The organism is Kribbella swartbergensis (assembly GCF_054784135.1).
In genome coordinates this window covers 27,470-43,683 of record NZ_BAAGPM010000043.1, presented here as the reverse complement: position 1 = coordinate 43,683, position 16,214 = coordinate 27,470, and the positions used below count along the sequence as shown (strand labels likewise).

The 16,214-nt window shown below is 68.2% G+C and carries 15 protein-coding genes; 12 read left to right on the top strand and 3 right to left on the bottom strand.

Annotated elements, in window-relative coordinates; genetic code table 11:
- From ACYVOK_RS34160 to ACYVOK_RS34105, 12 genes are all read left to right on the top strand, one after another.
- Entirely contained in the window at positions 1 to 1,617 is a 1,617-nt protein-coding gene (locus ACYVOK_RS34160; protein WP_460666742.1) for a PucR family transcriptional regulator, read from the top strand.
- Positions 1,618 to 1,669: 52 nt separating this feature from the next.
- Positions 1,670 to 2,197, top strand: coding sequence for a flavin reductase family protein (locus ACYVOK_RS34155; RefSeq protein WP_460666741.1), 528 nt, complete (start codon positions 1,670 to 1,672; stop codon positions 2,195 to 2,197).
- Positions 2,197 to 2,646, top strand: a complete 450-nt coding sequence (locus ACYVOK_RS34150; RefSeq protein ID WP_460666740.1) for an NUDIX domain-containing protein — start codon at positions 2,197 to 2,199, stop codon at positions 2,644 to 2,646. The genes ACYVOK_RS34155 and ACYVOK_RS34150 overlap by 1 nt, the downstream gene beginning before the upstream one ends.
- Before the next feature lie 122 nt (positions 2,647 to 2,768).
- A complete protein-coding gene (locus tag ACYVOK_RS34145; protein ID WP_460666739.1) occupies positions 2,769 to 3,740 on the top strand; it encodes an AraC family transcriptional regulator in 972 nt (323 codons plus the stop codon).
- Positions 3,741 to 3,856: 116 nt separating this feature from the next.
- Positions 3,857 to 5,344: an aldehyde dehydrogenase gene (locus ACYVOK_RS34140; RefSeq protein ID WP_460666738.1), complete on the top strand. Its 1,488-nt coding sequence runs from the start codon at positions 3,857 to 3,859 to the stop codon at positions 5,342 to 5,344.
- Positions 5,345 to 5,374: 30 nt separating this feature from the next.
- Complete coding sequence (locus tag ACYVOK_RS34135; protein ID WP_460666737.1) at positions 5,375 to 6,556, top strand: LLM class flavin-dependent oxidoreductase; 1,182 nt, start codon at positions 5,375 to 5,377, stop codon at positions 6,554 to 6,556.
- Positions 6,557 to 6,687: 131 nt separating this feature from the next.
- Positions 6,688 to 8,166 (top strand): CoA-acylating methylmalonate-semialdehyde dehydrogenase, encoded by a 1,479-nt coding sequence (locus ACYVOK_RS34130; RefSeq protein ID WP_460666736.1) that lies wholly within the window; start codon positions 6,688 to 6,690, stop codon positions 8,164 to 8,166.
- Positions 8,159 to 9,487 carry an aminotransferase class III-fold pyridoxal phosphate-dependent enzyme gene (locus tag ACYVOK_RS34125; protein ID WP_460666735.1) on the top strand — a complete coding sequence of 443 codons (1,329 nt, stop codon included), beginning with the start codon at positions 8,159 to 8,161 and terminating at the stop codon, positions 9,485 to 9,487. The genes ACYVOK_RS34130 and ACYVOK_RS34125 overlap by 8 nt, the downstream gene beginning before the upstream one ends.
- Positions 9,488 to 9,721: 234 nt before the next feature.
- On the top strand, positions 9,722 to 11,299 hold the full coding sequence (locus ACYVOK_RS34120; protein WP_460666734.1) for an amidohydrolase family protein: 1,578 nt from the start codon (positions 9,722 to 9,724) through the stop codon (positions 11,297 to 11,299).
- A gap of 414 nt (positions 11,300 to 11,713) precedes the next feature.
- Entirely contained in the window at positions 11,714 to 12,730 is a 1,017-nt protein-coding gene (locus ACYVOK_RS34115) for an alcohol dehydrogenase (RefSeq protein ID WP_460666733.1), read from the top strand.
- A 19-nt stretch (positions 12,731 to 12,749) separates the two neighbouring features.
- Positions 12,750 to 12,917 (top strand): alpha/beta hydrolase fold domain-containing protein, encoded by a 168-nt coding sequence (locus ACYVOK_RS34110; protein ID WP_460666732.1) that lies wholly within the window; start codon positions 12,750 to 12,752, stop codon positions 12,915 to 12,917.
- A 296-nt stretch (positions 12,918 to 13,213) separates the two neighbouring features.
- Positions 13,214 to 14,119, top strand: coding sequence for a helix-turn-helix transcriptional regulator (locus ACYVOK_RS34105; RefSeq protein WP_460666731.1), 906 nt, complete (start codon positions 13,214 to 13,216; stop codon positions 14,117 to 14,119).
- A gap of 246 nt (positions 14,120 to 14,365) precedes the next feature.
- Here the strand turns inward: ACYVOK_RS34105 and ACYVOK_RS34100 are convergent, their stop codons facing one another.
- The 3 genes from ACYVOK_RS34100 to ACYVOK_RS34090 all read right to left on the bottom strand — a co-directional run bounded on the left by ACYVOK_RS34100 (position 14,366) and on the right by ACYVOK_RS34090 (position 15,847).
- Positions 14,366 to 14,794 (bottom strand): hypothetical protein, encoded by a 429-nt coding sequence (locus tag ACYVOK_RS34100; protein WP_460666730.1) that lies wholly within the window; start codon positions 14,792 to 14,794, stop codon positions 14,366 to 14,368.
- A 68-nt stretch (positions 14,795 to 14,862) separates the two neighbouring features.
- Positions 14,863 to 15,069, bottom strand: a complete 207-nt coding sequence (locus ACYVOK_RS34095) for a hypothetical protein (RefSeq protein ID WP_460666729.1) — start codon at positions 15,067 to 15,069, stop codon at positions 14,863 to 14,865.
- Between the two features lie 331 nt (positions 15,070 to 15,400).
- Positions 15,401 to 15,847 (bottom strand): ester cyclase, encoded by a 447-nt coding sequence (locus ACYVOK_RS34090; RefSeq protein ID WP_460666728.1) that lies wholly within the window; start codon positions 15,845 to 15,847, stop codon positions 15,401 to 15,403.
- Positions 15,848 to 16,214 lie beyond the last annotated feature (367 nt).

Genomic DNA, 16,214 nt, shown 5'->3' with positions numbered 1-16,214 from the left:
GTGTATCCCACCTTGCGTGAGGTGCTGGAACTGCCGGTGGTCGCACGGGGCGCTCCGGTCGTTCGATCGGCCGCCGCTGCCGTCGACGTTCCGGTGCGCTCCGTGCACGTCAGTGAACTCGGGGACGTCGCCGGGACCCTCACCCGCGACGTCCTCGTCTTGTCGGTCGGACTCGCACTGACCGATCCGGAGCTGGACGCCTGCGCCTACGTGCGGTCGCTCCTGGACGCCGGCGCGAGCGGGCTCGCGGTCGAGCTGGGCCGGCACGTCACGTCGTTGCCGGAGGCCCTCGTCCAGGCCGCACGGGCGGCCGGGTTCCCGGTGGTCGAGCTGCGCCGCGCGGTCCGCTTCCTCGAGGTGGTCGAGACCGTGCATGCGATGGTCGTGGACCCCCGGCACGAGCGTCTGCGGATGGCCGAACGAGCTCACCAGGCGTTCGGCGGGATCGCGGTGACCGCGGCCGGCCCGGAGCGCATCGTGGCCGGGGCGGCCGAACTGATCGGTCTGCCGGTCGTCCTCGAGGATGTGCGCCATCGTGCCCTCGTGTACGCGGGTGGTCCGTCGGCCGAGGTCGTCCTGCGGGACTGGACGGCCCGATCGCGGCGCGTACCGGTTCGTGCCTTCACCTCGTCGGACGGACCGGAGCGCTGGACGTGTACGCCCGTCGGGCCGCCCGGACAGCGGTGGGGACGGCTCGTCGTACCGACTTCCGCTGACGAGCACGCTGGAATGTCCATCGTGCTCGAACGCGCGGCCGAGGCGCTGACCGTCGGCCGACTGCTCGAAGGTGACGCCCTGAGCATGGCCCTGGAGGCACAGTCCAAGCTGTTGCGGGATCTGCTCGACGGCGCCGCCACCGATGAGGGGTCATTGCGAGCTCGTGCGATGGCGCTCGGCCTCGGCGCGGCCCCGGAGTACATTCCGCTGGCCTTACGGATCAGGAGCAAAGAGCACCTGCAGCTCGTCGTGTCTGCTGTCCGGTCCGCTGGGGCTCTCGGGGGAGTGCTCGACGGAAGAATCGGCCTGCTGCTGCCGTCGACCGAGGACGCCGTGCAGCGCGTGATGGACAGCGTCCCGGCCGGACTGATCGCGGCGGCCGGCGCCGGCCCACCGGTGCGCAGACTGCTCGATCTGCCCGCCGCCTTCGAGGAGGCCCTGCAGATCGTCGACGTCGCACCGGACGACGGGCGAGTCCGTCGCTCCGCAGACCTCGGCATCCGCGGTCTGCTCCGGGGTTTGCGCGACCACCCACACGTACAGCAGTTCGTCGAGGATCAACTGGCGCCACTGCTCGCCCTGCCTGCTGCCCGCAGGACCGACCACCTGACCGTACTGCGGACCTTCCTCGGCGCCGGCTCGATGACCGCTTTCGCCGAGGCGATGCAGCTGAGCCGCGCGGCGGCCTACGGCCGGCTGCGCACGGTCGAGCGGGCGCTGGGCGCCCGCCTCTCCGACCCCGAGACCCGGCTGGGAATCCACCTGGCCGTGCTTGCCCTGGACCACCGGGAAGCTGGAGATCCCGGTCGGAGGAACAATCCGGCCGGGGCTGACGGTGGTTCCGGGTCGCCTCGGCTGTTGGTTGCTGACAGCCCCTATATCAGCAGTGAGCGGCTGTGACAGTGCAGCGAGCGGATAGCACGAGGAAGTGACCTGGATGACTCTGAACTGTATGAGCCTGACAACAACGACCCCGATCATCACCCCTGCTGACAAGATCACGCCGGCCGGGATGCGCGCCGCCATGGGCGCCTTCTGCTCGGGCGTGGTCGTGGTGACCGCCCTCGGCGTGGACGCCGAGCCCCTCGGCTTCACCTGCCAGTCCTTCGTCTCCCTGTCGCTGGATCCGCCGCTGATCTCCATCAGCCCGGCGCGGACGTCCAGTACCTGGCCGCGGATCCGCGCCGTCGGCCGCTTCGCGATCAACGTGCTCGCGCACGACCATGCCGACCTGTCCGGCCAGTTCGCCCGTTCAGGCACGGACAAGTACGCGGGCGTGGCCTGGCGGCCCGCGCCGAACGGCTCGCCGATCCTTGACGGCGTATCGGCCTGGGTCGAGTGCCGGCTGTGGCGTGAGTACGACGGTGGCGACCACACAGTCGTGATCGGCGAGGTCACCGCGCTCGACCACGACGTCGAGCGGCACCCGCTGCTCTACTACCGCGGCTCCTACCCGCGGGCGGACTGGCGGACCCGCTGATGTCCGAGCCGTCGCGGGACGTGGTCGCCGTCGTCCTGACGCGGTACGAACGTGTCGGCCTGTTCAAACGCAGCCGGCACGTTCACCACGACGCCGGCGCCTGGCACTGCGTCACCGGGTACGTCGACCCCGGCCGAAGCCCGCTGCAGCAGGCGGTCGAGGAACTGTGGGAGGAGACCGGCCTGCGGGTCACCGACCTGGAACGCCTGGTTGCCGGACCGGTCCTCGACCTGCCGGATGCGTGCGGCGGCCGGCCGTGGGTCGTCCACACGTTCGCGGCGGCCACAACCGAACGCCGGCTCACCCTGAACTGGGAGCACGACCAGTACCGCTGGGTCCGGCCGGGCCGCATCTCCCGCTTCGACGGGCGGGTGAGCTGGCTGGCCGACGTTCTGGCCGCGGTCCTGCCGGAGACCGCACGCCGACCGAGGACGCCGTCGTACGCCTGACGCCTCGCGACACTGCACCCACGGAAAGTCCGTTGCGGCCAACGGCTGCCTCTTCGCCAGGCTTCACGCTATGTTTGTGAAGCTCACCACAGCGCTGGCCGCAGTTCGCAAAGGGGCACGCGATGAAGGAGTACCTGGCATCCGCGTCCGTGATCGACACGCACAGCCTCGAAGAGGCCCGCGAAGCGGTCACCAGGATCTACCTGCGGCACGAGCTCATCGGGTCCGAGGATGCGATGAGGATGCGCCTCAACGCCGTCAGCGACCGGCATATGACCCTCGGCTACCTGACCTACCAGGCGGACGCGGAGCTCATCATGCCGGCGACCGAGGACTTCTACGTCGTCAACCTGACCGTCGTCGGTCACACGAAGGCGTCCCGCGGCGACGGCGGCCGTGAGGTCACCGTCGCGAACGACCGCGGCCTGGTGCTCTCGCCGCTGCAGTCCAATCGCGTCCGATGGTCGTCCGACGCCGAACAGTTGCACCTGAAGATCCCGCGCCCGAGCCTGGAGTCGCACCTGTCCGATCTGCTCGGCAAACCGGTGACCGACGTCGTCGACTTCGACTACGGCCTGGACCTGACCACCGGCCCCGGCCGGTCCCTGCTGCGCTCCGTGCAATTCCTGGCGACCGAGCTGGATCGGCCGGCCGGACTGGCGGACCTGCCGCTCGCCCGGGAACAGCTGGAGGCCTACGTACTCACGTCGCTGCTGCACGCCGGGCACCATCAGTACAGCGATGCCCTCTCCGGCAACGAAGACGTCCGCCGGCTCGGCCGCCTCGCGCCGGTCGTGCAGTACATCGAGGCGAACGCCGACAGCGTGCTCACCCCGGAGATCCTGGCCAAGGTCGGATGCGTCAGCGTGCGGACCCTGCACGCGGCCTTCCAGGAACAGCTCGGCGAATCGCCGATGGCCTACGTTCGCCGGATCAGGCTGGGCCGGGTCCGCGCCGAGCTGCTACGGGCCGACCCGCAGAAGGAACGGGTGACCGACATCGCCCTGCGCTGGGGCTTCCTGCACCAGTCGCGCTTTGCGCAGCAGTACCGGGAGCAGTTCAACGAGCTGCCCTCGGTCACCCTGCACCGCTGACCAGCTCTGCAGAAAACGGCCCTCTTTCGTCGGTGAGCGGATAGTCGCCGGCGGCCGGCGTTCCTAGCGTCGATGGTGACGAAAGTCATCACCCATCTCGACGCGAGGAGCCGACCATGGCCGAACCCAGAACCGACCTCGAGACCTTCAAGCTGTTCATCGACGGCAAGAGCGTCGACGCCATCTCCGGCAAGACCTTCGAGTCGCTCAACCCCTACACCGGCACGCCGTGGGCCAGGCTGGCCGACGGCGGACCGGAGGACGTCGATGCGGCGGTCGCCGCGGCCCGCGCCGCCTTCGAGGGCGAGTGGGGACACAAGTCCGGCTTCGAACGCGCCGCGGTCATGCGCGACATCGCCGCCGCAATCACCGCCAACGCCGACCGGCTGGCGCGGCTCGAAGTACGGGACTCCGGCAAGCTCCTGCGCGAGATGCTCGGCCAGCTGAAGGCGCTCGGCAACTGGTACCTGTACTACGCCGGCCTCGCCGACAAGCTGGAGGGCAAGACGGTCCCGGCGCTGGCGCCACAGACGTATTTCGGCTACACGGTCCGCGAGCCGGTCGGAGTGGTCGGCGCCATCACGCCGTGGAACAGCCCGCTGCTCCTGCTGACCATGAAGCTCGCCCCGCTCCTGGCGGCCGGATGCACCTGCGTGGCCAAGCCGTCGGAGCACTCGCCGGCCTCGACCGTCGCGTTCGCCGAGGTCCTCGCCGACGCAGGTCTGCCGGCCGGGGTCTTCAACGTGGTGACCGGCTGGGACCGCGCGACCGGCGAGGCCCTCGCGTCCCACCCGGGCATCGACAAGGTAGCGTTCACCGGCTCGACCGCGACCGGGATCAAGGTAGCCCAGGCGGCGATGGCCAACGTCAACAAGGTCACCCTCGAGCTCGGCGGCAAGTCGCCGCAGGTGGTGTTCCCTGACGCCGACCTCGACGCGGCCGCCAACGGCGTGGTGGCCGGTGTCTTCGCCGCGACCGGCCAGACCTGTATGGCGGGATCGCGGCTGATCGTGCACGAGTCGGTCAAGGACGAGCTGATCGCCAAGGTCGTCGCCCGGGCCGAGTCCATCAAGCAGGGCGACCCGCTCCAGGCCGAGACCGAGATGGGACCGGTCGCGAACGTTCCGCAGTACGAGAAGGTGCTCGGCTATCTCGCCGGCGCCAAGGCCGAAGGCGCCACCATCGCCTGCGGTGGCGAGCCGAACGCGGAACTGGGCGGGCTCTTCGTCAAGCCGACGGTGGTGCTGGCCGATCCGGGCAAGACCATCGTCCGCGAGGAGGTGTTCGGCCCGGTGCTGGCGGCGTACACCTTCAGCGACGAGAGCGAGGCCGTTGCCCTGGCCAACGACACGCCGTACGGCCTGGCCGGTGCGGTGTGGACCAAGGACGTGCACCGCGCGCACCGGGTGGCCGGCGCGATCCGGGCCGGCACCATCTGGATCAACGCGTACCGCGTGGTCACCCCGAACATGCCGTTCGGCGGGTACGGCCTGTCGGGCATCGGCCGGGAGAACGGGACCGACGCGGTGAACGAGTACCTGGAGAACAAGTCCGTCTTCGTCGAGCTGACCGGCGGCACCCGCGACCCCTTCACGCTGGGCTGATCGCAGCCTCGACCGAACCAGGAGGACACCATGACCACCGCGCTCAGCGCCAACGAACGACTCGGGCTCGCCCCGACCGACCCGCGCCCCGACGCCGAGACGAAGCCCGTCCAGGACCGCCGCGAGACCAACCCGCTGCTCAACGACCAGCCGATGAAGCTCGGGCTGTTCGGCACGAACTGCTCGTACGGGCTGATCGTGTCGCACGCGCCGTCCAGCTACGAGGTCAGCTGGGAGCACACCAGATCCATCGCCCGGCAGGCCGACCAGCTCGGGCTGGAGGTCTTGGTGCCGGTGGCCCGCTGGAAGGGCTTCGGTGGATCGACCAACTTCAACGGCAACTGCTTCGAGACCTACACCTGGGCCGCCGGGATCGCCGAGGCCACCGAGCGGATCGCAGTCGCCGCGACCTCACACCTGCCGACCGTCCACCCGATCGTGGCGGCGAAGGCGGCCACCACGATCGACCGCATTTCCGGCGGCCGCTTCGCGCTCAACCTGGTGATGGGCTGGGTCCCGCCGGAGATGGAGATGTTCGGCGGCGAGCAGCGCCAGCACGACGAGCGGTACGCGTTCGGGCAGGAGTGGATCGACTACGCGAAGCGGCTGTGGAGCGCGCCGGGCAGCTTCGACGTCGACGGCAAGTACTTCGAGGGTCGCGACGTCGAGGCGTACCCCAAGCCGCATCAGGGCCCGCATCCGGTGCTGCTCAACGCCGGGAACTCACCGGCCGGGATCGACTACTCGGCGCGCAACGTCGACATCAACTTCGCCAGCCTCGACACGCTGGAGAGCATCAAGGCCTACACCGGCAAGGTCCGGTCCACAGCGCGTGACCGCTACCAGCGCGACATCGACGTGATGACGTACGGCCTCGTCGTCTGCCGGGACACGGAGAAGGAGGCGAAGGCGGCCTTCCAGCGGGTCGTCGAGGAAGGTGACCAAGGGGCTGTCGGCAACGTTCTCAAGATCGCGCTGTCGGGGGCCAGCCAGTCGTTCGACCACGCGCGTGAGCTGTCCGAGCGGTTCATCGCAGGCTGGGGCGGCTACCCGTTGGTGGGCACGCCGGAGCAAGTCGTACAAGGCCTGAAGGAGCTCAACGAGGCCGGCATGGGCGGCATGATCATGGGGCTCATCGACCCGAACGAGGAGCTGTCGATGTTCCAGGACGAGATCCTGCCACTGATGGTCGAGGCCGGCCTCCGGCACTGAGTCGCGTCGCGGCCTCCAGCACGGAGGCCGCGACGAAGTGTCGGTGATCGGCGGAAGAACCGACAGTTCGACGGCTGCGAGGACGGGAGCCGGACGGTGAGGATCGAGGCAACGAACCGAAGGAGCGCGCGATGACCACCTCGATCCACCACTGGGCCGACGGCGCCGAGTACGACGGCGAGTCCGGCCAGTGGGCCGACGTGACCAACCCCGCGACCGGCCAGGTGTCCGGCCGGGTCGCCCTGGCCGACCGGCGCGACGCCGAGCGGGTGATCGCGGCGGCGACCAGGGCCGCACCCGGCTGGGCCGGGACCTCGCTGGCCCGGCGTACGCAGGTGCTGTTCGCCTTCCGTGAGTTGCTGAACAGCCGGAAGTCCGAGCTTGCCGAGCTCATCACCGCCGAGCACGGCAAGGTGTACCTCGACGCGCTGGGCGAGATCTCCCGTGGCCAGGAAGTCGTGGAGTTCGCCTGCGGCATCGCCCACCTGCTCAAGGGCGGTCATTCCGAGAACGTGTCGACCGGCGTGGACGTGTACTCCGCGCGGGATCCGCTCGGTGTCGTCGGCATCATCAGCCCGTTCAACTTCCCGGCCATGGTTCCGCTGTGGTTCTTCCCGATCGCGATCGCGGCCGGCAACACCGTGGTCCTCAAGCCCAGCGAGAAGGACCCGTCGGCAGCCGTCTGGATCGCGAAGCTGTGGCAGGAGGCGGGGCTGCCGGACGGCGTGTTCAACGTTCTGCAGGGCGGCAAGTCCGCGGTGGACGCGCTGCTGGAGAGCCCGGAGGTCGCGGCGATCAGCTTCGTCGGGTCGACGCCGATCGCGCAGTACGTCTACGAGGAGGCCAGTCGGCACGGTAAGCGGGTGCAGGCGCTGGGTGGGGCGAAGAACCACCTGGTGGTGCTGCCCGACGCGGACCTCGACCTGGCCGCCGACGCGGCGGTAGCGGCGGCGCACGGGAGTGCGGGCGAGCGATGCATGGCGATCAGCGTCCTGGTTGCGGTCGAGCCGATCGCGGACGACCTGGTGGCACGCGTCGCGGAGCGGACCAGGTCGTTGCGGGTGGGAACGGATCTGGGTCCGTTGGTGACGAGGGAGCACCGCGACCGGGTGGCCGGCTTCGTCGCCTCCGGTCAGCAGGCCGGTGCGAAGCTCGTCGTCGACGGCCGCGACGGCCACCCGGGTGACGGTTTCTGGTTGGGGCCGACTCTCTTCGACCACGTCGATCCTGGGATGGACATCTACCGGGAGGAGATCTTCGGCCCGGTGCTGTCGGTCGTCCGGGTCTCGTCGTACGACGAAGCCGTCGCCCTCGTCAACGAAAACAGGTACGGCAACGGGACCGCGATCTTCACCAACGACGGTGGTGCGGCCCGCCGGTTCGGACGGGACGTGACGGTGGGCATGATCGGGATCAACGTGCCGATCCCGGTGCCGGTCGCGTACTACTCGTTCGGCGGCTGGAAGCAGTCGTTGTTCGGCGACACGCACGCCCACGGCACCGAAGGCGTGCACTTCTTCACCCGGGGCAAGGTCGTCACGACGCGCTGGAGGGATCCCGTGGCCCGGCCCGCCGGCCGTCTCGAACTGGAGTTCCCGCAGAATGTCTGACGCCGACCGCGCCTACGCCCTGGACCGCAAGCACGTCTTCCACTCCTGGTCCGCGCAGGAGCTCATCGACCCGATCGTGATCACGAAAGCCGACGGACCGTACCTGTGGGACCGCTACGGGAACAAGCTGCTGGACTTCACCTCGCAGCTCGTCTACACCAACCTGGGCCACCAGCACCCGAGGATCGTCGCGGCGATCGCGCGGCAGGCCGCCACCCTGTGCACGATTGCGCCGGCCCATGTGAACGGTGCCCGATCGGAGGCCGCCCGCCTGATCGCCGAGCGTACGCCGGGCGACCTCGACCACATCTTCTTCACCAACGGCGGTGCCGACGCGAACGAGCACGCGGTACGGATGGCGCGGCTGCACACCGGGCGGCACAAGGTCCTGTCGGCGTACCGCTCGTACCACGGCGGCACGCAGCTGGCCGTGAACCTCACCGGCGACCCCCGGCGCTGGCCGAACGACAACGGCTCGCAAGGCACCGTCCACTTCTTCGGCCCGTTCCTGTATCGCAGCCCGTTCTCGGCCACGACCGAGGCGGAGGAGTGCGAGCGGGCCCTCGGCCACCTCGAACAGGTCATCGCGCTCGAAGGCCCGGCCACGATCGCCGCCGTCCTGCTGGAGTCGATCCCGGGTACCGCCGGCATCCTGGTTCCGCCACCCGGCTACCTGCGCGGCGTTCGCGCCCTGTGCGACCAGCACGGCATCGTCTTCATCGCCGACGAGGTGATGGCCGGCTTCGGCCGCGCGGGCAAGTGGTTCGCCGTCGAGCACGGCGGCGTCGTACCGGACCTGCTCACCTTTGCCAAGGGCGTCAACTCCGGCTACGTCCCGCTGGGCGGCGTCGCGATCAACGACGCGATCTACAGCACCTTCGCGCGAACGCCGTACCCGGGCGGACTCACGTACTCCGGCCACCCGCTGGCCTGCGCGGCCGCCGTCGCCACCATCGAGACGATGGAGGACGACCACATCGTCGAGCGCGCCGCCCACCTCGGCGACACGGTCTTCGGCCCCCGCCTCCGCGCACTCGCCGACCGCCACGCCTGGATCGGCGACGTCCGCGGTACCGGCGTCTTCTGGGCCCTCGACCTCGTGCACGACCGCCGGACCCGTGAACCCCTCGCCGCCACGGGCCCCGAGCTGACCGCCCTGCACGCAGCCTGCCTCCGCCACGGCCTACTCCCGTTCACGACCGCCAACCGCCTCCACCTCGTCCCCCCGCTCACCATCGCCGCAGCCGAGGCCCACCACGGCCTGGACCTCCTCGACCAGGCGCTGTCGGATGTCCTCGACCAGCCGACGGCGAAGGCCTAGACCGGCGCTGCGCGCGTCGCCTCCGGGGCTGTCGCGCCTGGAGTGCGCGCTGTCCTCAGGAAGACCCTGTCGAGCCTGGTTCCGTGCGACCTAGGCAACCGCGTCCCAGGCTGCGCAGGGCCAGTTTTCACAGGGCCAGTTTTCACCCACATTCGTGGGCGCGGGGACGCGACAGTAGCCAGAGAGCTGACGGCACGAAGCGGTCGGCACCGACATCGGAGAAGGATTGGTTGGATGAGTGAGGAATCGCCCGCCAGATCAGACGGCACAAGCGCGTCACAATCTCCCGCTGAGCCGGGCAACAGGAAGAACCGGACGGGAATATCGCGCCGGTCCGCCCTCGTCGGTGGGGCAGCCGGTGTCGCCGCCGCAACGGCCGTCGCCACGTCGGTGGTAGCCCGACCCCGAGAGGCGCAGGCCGCCGAGGCGTTCCGGCCCGGTCGGGCCGTCATCTTCCGCAATGCCACCGTGGTCACCGGTGACCCCAAGCTCGGGACGCTGCGCAACAGCGACGTCCTAGTCACCGGCCAGACCATCCGGGCCGTGGGCCGTGGCCTGTCCGCTCCCGGCGACGCGGCGGTCATCGATGGACGCGACTCGATCGTGATGCCCGGCATGATCGACACCCACCGGCACATGTGGCAGACCGTGCTCCGGGGGCTCGGCGCCGAATGGACGATCGCGAACTACTTCAGCTGGATCTACCAGCAATGGGCGCCGTACTGGCGGCCGGAGGACCTGTACGCCGCCAACCTGCTGTCCATGGCCGAGTCGATCAACGCCGGTATCACCACCAGCGTGGACTGGTCGCAGGACCTCCAGAACTTCGAGTTCGCCGAGGCTGCCGCCGAGGGACTGTTCGACTCAGGCGGCCGCGCGCGGCTGGCCTACGGCCACTCGCTTCTTCCGCCGGCGCAGTGGGTCACCGCAGGTGATGTGGAGCGGCTGCAGCGTGAGCGCTTCGCATCCAAGGACCAACTGGTGACCCTGCAACTTGCCTGGGACGGCACAGGCCTTCCGGAGGAGCCGGGGTTCCCCGAGCGCCCCGCGTGGGAGTTCGCCGTGGAGCACGATCTGCCGGTCACCCTGCACTCCGGGGTGCGGGACTGGAAGGAGGACCACCAGATCACCTTGCTGCGTGACAACGGATTCCTGTTGCCGACGAACACATACGTGCACTGCGGCACGATGTCGGAGAGCTCGTACCAGTTGATCGCCGGGTCCGGGGGCAATGTCTCGATCGCGGCCGAGAGCGAACTCAACGCCGGCCAGGGCTACCCGCCCACCGGCAGGATCCACGCTCACAAGATCCCGATCTCGCTCTCGAGCGACACGCAGGTGTGGTTCAGCGCCGACATGTTCGCGGCCATGCGCTCCACGATCAACGCGGACCGGGGAATCGACCACCTGCGGGCGCATGCCCAGGACAAGTCGGTGATCAACAACAACCTCCGAACCGAGGACGTGCTCCGCTTCGCCACCCAAGGTGGCGCGGACGCGCTCGGCATGGGTTCACAGCTCGGTTCCATCACGCCTGGCAAGCTGGCGGACCTGGTCGTGCTCCGTGCCGACACACCGTCGATGGTCCCGCTCATCAACCCGGAGGCGCAGATCGTCTTTCACGCCCAACGCGGGGAGGTCGACACGGTCATGGTCGGCGGCCGGGTGCTGAAGTACCGCGGCAGGCTCGTCGGGGTTGACTTCGCCCGGGCTCGCCGCCTGGCCGAGGCCACCACGAACCATCTGCGCGACCGGATCGGTAGGCAGAACTGGGCCGCAGCGCAAAATCCTGGCCCTTACCAGCTCGGCTGAGCCTCTACCCCGAGCTCCGCGTGCAGCCGCGACCGGCGATCGACGCCGGTCGCAGCTGCCGTCACCCCTCCGCCTGCGCGACGGCGGCAGGGGAGGAGCGGAGCAACTCGGGGACGCTGTAGGCAACCGGCGAGGAACGTCGCGCACCCGGCGCCGTACATCACGCCGTTCAACAATGAAATCTTCCGGACCGGATGCGCATAACTGCAGGCGACGACTTCGTCGCGCGCGGGACCTAGGTAGGTCCTCCCTCTGGCGAGGATGACATCGATCCCACTTTCACCTGATAGTCGAGCCGGGCTTGACCGACTGTCGAGCTCGTCCGGCGGCTCCAGCAGCTGCCGGCGAGCAGCCCATCGGCAGGCGTTCTCTGCGCCGTTTCGACACGTCATTCATGAGTGGAAGTGAGTTGCCATGTCTCGTTACCGTTCCGCACAGGTCGCGGCTGCCGGCGGCCCGTTCACCATCGTGGACACCGATCTCCAAGAGCCGGGGCGCGGTCAGGTTCGTCTGACGGTGGAGGCGTGCGGTGTGTGCCGCTCCGATTCGTACTTCGTCAATGCCGGCTTCCCGGTCTCGTTCCCCTTGGTGACCGGTCACGAGATCGCCGGTCGCGTGGACGCAGTCGGTGATGACGTGGAGGGCTGGGAGGTCGGGGACCGCGTCGCGGTCGGCTGGTTCGGCGGGCATTGCGGTCACTGCGTGCCGTGCCGGGAGGGTGACTTCATCCACTGCGGCAACGTGAAGGTCCCGGGTTGGGCGTACCCGGGGGGCTATGCGGAGTCCACGACCGTGCCGGCCAACGCCCTGGCCCGGATCCCGGATGCGCTCTCGGCGGTTGAGGCAGCCCCGATGGGGTGCGCCGGCGTGGCGACGTTCAACGGGCTGCGGAAGAGCAACGCGCGGCCTGGTGACCTGGTGGCAGTGCTGGGCCTCGGCGGTCTGGGGCACCTGGGCGTGCAGTTCGCCTCGAAAATGGGATTCGAGACGGTGGCCATCAACCGCGGTGCGGAGCACGCTGACGAGGCCCGCAAGCTCGGGGCGCATCACTACATCGACAGCGACGTCGAAGACGTGTCGAGCTCGCTGCAGGCGCTTGGCGGCGCACAGGTGGTGCTGGCGACCGCGGCGTCCTCACCGGCGATGACCGCAACCATCGACGGCCTGCGGCACAACGGTCAGCTGGTCGTGCTGGGCGCGATGCCCGAACCCATCGAGGTCTCGCCGTTCCAGATCATCGCCACGAGCCGCACCGTCCACGGTCACCCCTCGGGAACCGCGCGCGATGTGGAGGAGACGCTGCGCTTCGCCGCTCTGACCGGGGTGCGTCCGATGGCCGAGACGATGCCGCTGGCCGACGTCGGGACTGCGTACGAGCGGATGATGTCCGGCAAGGCCCACTACCGCATGGTCGTCACCACCGGCCAGTAGCTCGCGACGACAACGCAACGTGCGACTGGAACTCCCTGCTTACGACCTGGATTCCCCGTGGCCGGCGAGTGAAGACCAGTTGCGCGGTTCCCCCGCGTTGATCACCGCGGCTGAAGCCGATGCTCTCCGTGACGGAGCCGAGGCCTACGCCATGAAGCTGCGCAGCGCCGGTGTTCCGGTGGGGTGAGCACGCGTTACAACGGGGTCATCCATGACTTCGTGATGTCAACTCACCTCATGACACAAGCCCTGCCAGTGCAGCTCTCGGGTCTCGCCCCGACGTGACTCGGCCTCGGCAGGCCGTACCCGATGGTCCAGCCGGCGATGCCGACCAGCGAAGACTCCGTCGGCCGTGGAGTCGTGGGGTTTGGGACTGGCAGGACCGGCGGGGTGTCGATCCTCTGTGCGCTGAGCACATCGGATGCAAGTCGTTTGCTGCCCGCAATGGATCTCGCAAGGGTTCGATGAGGAGGGACGAGGGCTATGGCTGCGATCAATCGCGAGCTGGCCGATTTCTTGCGGCGGGCGCGGAGCCAGGTCGATCCGTCTCGGGCGGGTTTGCCGCCCGACGCGCGCGTGCGTCGGGTGCCGGGCCTGCGCCGCGAAGAAGTAGCGCTTCTTGCCGGAGTGTCGACCGATTACTACACCCGGCTAGAGCAGGGCCGGCGCATCATGCCGTCGGCCGCCGTGGTCGCTGCGATCGGTCGTGCGCTGGGGCTCGACACCGCAGGAACTGCACATCTCGAGGACCTCATCCGACTGACCATGGCGCCGGACCGAGAACCGCCGGAGGGCCGGCGCGTCCGCCCTGGGCTCTACCAGCTCCTGGACGTCCTCGACGGCCAGCCTGCGCTCGTCCTCGGACGGCGTACCGACGTCCTGGCCGCCAACCACATGGCCAAAGCGCTCTTCACCGACTTCGATCGGCTGCCGTCGGTGCAGCGCAACTATGCACGCTGGCTGTTTTTCGAAGAGGCCGCGCGGTCCCTGTTCGTGGATTGGGAGATCCAGGCGCGTGCAGTGGTCGAGAGTCTTCGATTCAACGCCGGCCGCTACCCGCGCGACCAACGGACCATTGATCTTGTTACGGGGCTACGCGAACATAGCCAGGAATTCGATCAGTGGTGGAGGCAGCATCGAGTTCAAGAGTCCACGTACGGCTCGAAGCGCCTACGTCATCCTCTCGTCGGGGAGCTGACCGTCGAATTCGAGGCCCTCGCCCTCCCCGGCGATTCCGACATGACTCTGTTCCTCTACTCCACCAAGGCCGGATCCTCCTCGCGGCAGGCCATGAATCTCCTCGCGAGCTGGCGTCATCCGGCCGAACCACCGACGTTGCCGACGGCAACTTCAGTCCCCGCCAGTTCCGGAGCGAGTGAAGGTAACTGATGTGCCGATGCAGATAGGCCGCAGCTGCCGGAACGGACTCTCGGCCGTGAACTGCAACTGCGCAAGAGAGCCGTCGTTCTCGCGAGCGCCTGACGTCCCACTTCTGAAAGGCTCCCGGTGCCGCACCTGAATCTCTGCCTCCTAGGTTCATGGACCCTCGGTCCAGCAGGGCGCGACTTCAGCGTCTGCCGCGCGTTCTAATGAGCCAGGGCTGAGAAGATCTAGAAAGGTGCTCTCCACTCGGTTTCAGGCCTTCTCCGAGCGCCTTGGAGATTGACCGCAGACGATCTCCCGAAGAATCGCGTCCTGGCTCGCGAAGAAGTCGGCCATCAACTCCGTTGCTTTCTTGATATCTTCTCGCAGTCGACTCAAGTCGCCAGTGACGACTATACTTCCTCTGGGCCCATCCACCAGGATCTCGCCATTCTCGCGGGATATATCAGCACTGAAATCTAAGCCGCTCGGTATCCGCTTGAAGTCGACCGTGATTACAATATCGGCATCACCGGCCACACCCTCATGCCCGAAGGATGCGTAAGCCCTGAAGGGGAAGGTCTCATTGTCGCTGTGCCCGCATGACCACCACAACGTTGGGTTGCATTGGCTGAGACGCGCATGTACCTCCGTGAACTGCTGGTTGAGCACATCCCAAACGTCTTCCCACAGCACGGTCATGGTCTCCGGACTCTGATCTGGCAAGCGCGTATGTCAGGGCGCAATGGGGCAACAGCTGAGCGCCCGATCTACGATCTCTTCAGCTGTCGGTTCATGATCGAACTCGGAGTCCGGGTGGAAATGAGACCTTCGGCCGCGGGATGGGCAACGCGAGCTTTAAATTTCGCCACGGCATGATCCTGCGCCTCTTCGGTCGGGTAGTAAACGTCGCTGGACATCAACCGCCGTACGAGTTCGATGAGCTCAGCGCGCTCCTCGGCCGTGACGCGGGTCATCGTCCACCTCCACAGTGGCGCGCGGGCTCGAGAACCTCGTGGTGATACCTCGGCGTCACCACCATGATGTCGTCCAGATCATAGGGATGCACCACCGCGTGATCGAGGGCTGATGTGGTGTAGCTCGTACCGCCTCGCGAACCGAGTCCGGCACACGACCAGCGTTTCCGTGGGTGCCTCGTAGCCACTGCCCACGGTGGTACACGAAGACCTCCGGACTGGTGACGACGGCTATCTCCACCGCACCCCGGAGGTCTTCCCCACGTCAACCCCACCTACCCCACTCACCAACCTCCCGCCCGAGTACATCTAGAGGTTGACGCAGAGGGTGTCATGCGGCTTCTGCGCCGAGCTGTCGCAGCACCGAGCGGTTGTCCGTCCGCACGAACTCCTCGACCAGCCTCCCCTCCTCGTCGAAGCGGAAGATGTTGATGAGGTCCCAGACCACGCGGGCGCCGTTGGGTTCGACGGTGCCGACGGGGGAGTGGGTGAACGGTCGCACGAAGGTGCCCTCGATCCAGGTCTGGGCCGCGACGAGATCGCCGTCGACGACGATCAGGCCGCGGCGGATGGTGCGGTCCTCGAACGCTTCACGAAGTGCGGCGAAGTACTCCGTCAGTCCGGCGTAGTCGGACTCGAACCCGTCGGGGCCGTGGAAGGTGAACCGCTCGGTGTCGAAGTAGCCGTCCACCTCCTCGGGCGCCTCGCCGGAGACTTCCAGCTCGCCGGCGCGCACGAGGCGGGCGATGAGCTCGTCGCGGGTGTAGGGGTGGGACATTGTCTTCTTCCTCTCTCGGTGCTGCCGACAGTGGTCTGCAGCGCTGGCGTCTTAGTTAGTCGAACAAGGAAGTCACCCGCAGCATTCCTTGTCCGGACACCTTTTTGCCGGACGCCGGAGCCGCAGGGAGGTTGCCACGACTCACAGAACTAGGTGATGGCCCTTGACCACCTTGGTCGACCAACTGCGGGGGCTGGACGGCGTAGCACGAGAGTTCGTGGCTGCGGGCCTGCGAGACACGCGGCCCCGCCCACGACGCGACGCCTGACGGGCAGCTTCCGGGCGGCCTCGTATGGGTCGCCGTGCGCGACATGTCACGCAGCAGGCTCGCCGTGGCGTGGTCGGCCGGCTCCTTGAACCGGCGGGT

What these genes read in the sequence shown, in the direction of transcription:
- ACYVOK_RS34140 (WP_460666738.1), top strand. Translation starts at nt 3,857, where the DNA reads ATGGCCGAACCCAGAACCGACCTCGAGACCTTCAAGCTGTTCATCGAC.
- ACYVOK_RS34145 (WP_460666739.1), top strand. Translation starts at nt 2,769, where the DNA reads ATGAAGGAGTACCTGGCATCCGCGTCCGTGATCGACACGCACAGCCTC.
- ACYVOK_RS34100 (WP_460666730.1), bottom strand. Translation starts at nt 14,794, where the DNA reads ATGACCGTGCTGTGGGAAGACGTTTGGGATGTGCTCAACCAGCAGTTC.
- ACYVOK_RS34090 (WP_460666728.1), bottom strand. Translation starts at nt 15,847, where the DNA reads ATGTCCCACCCCTACACCCGCGACGAGCTCATCGCCCGCCTCGTGCGC.
- ACYVOK_RS34120 (WP_460666734.1), top strand. Translation starts at nt 9,722, where the DNA reads ATGAGTGAGGAATCGCCCGCCAGATCAGACGGCACAAGCGCGTCACAA.
- ACYVOK_RS34105 (WP_460666731.1), top strand. Translation starts at nt 13,214, where the DNA reads ATGGCTGCGATCAATCGCGAGCTGGCCGATTTCTTGCGGCGGGCGCGG.
- ACYVOK_RS34130 (WP_460666736.1), top strand. Translation starts at nt 6,688, where the DNA reads ATGACCACCTCGATCCACCACTGGGCCGACGGCGCCGAGTACGACGGC.
- ACYVOK_RS34150 (WP_460666740.1), top strand. Translation starts at nt 2,197, where the DNA reads ATGTCCGAGCCGTCGCGGGACGTGGTCGCCGTCGTCCTGACGCGGTAC.
- ACYVOK_RS34135 (WP_460666737.1), top strand. Translation starts at nt 5,375, where the DNA reads ATGACCACCGCGCTCAGCGCCAACGAACGACTCGGGCTCGCCCCGACC.
- ACYVOK_RS34115 (WP_460666733.1), top strand. Translation starts at nt 11,714, where the DNA reads ATGTCTCGTTACCGTTCCGCACAGGTCGCGGCTGCCGGCGGCCCGTTC.
- ACYVOK_RS34155 (WP_460666741.1), top strand. Translation starts at nt 1,670, where the DNA reads ATGAGCCTGACAACAACGACCCCGATCATCACCCCTGCTGACAAGATC.
- ACYVOK_RS34125 (WP_460666735.1), top strand. Translation starts at nt 8,159, where the DNA reads ATGTCTGACGCCGACCGCGCCTACGCCCTGGACCGCAAGCACGTCTTC.
- ACYVOK_RS34095 (WP_460666729.1), bottom strand. Translation starts at nt 15,069, where the DNA reads ATGACCCGCGTCACGGCCGAGGAGCGCGCTGAGCTCATCGAACTCGTA.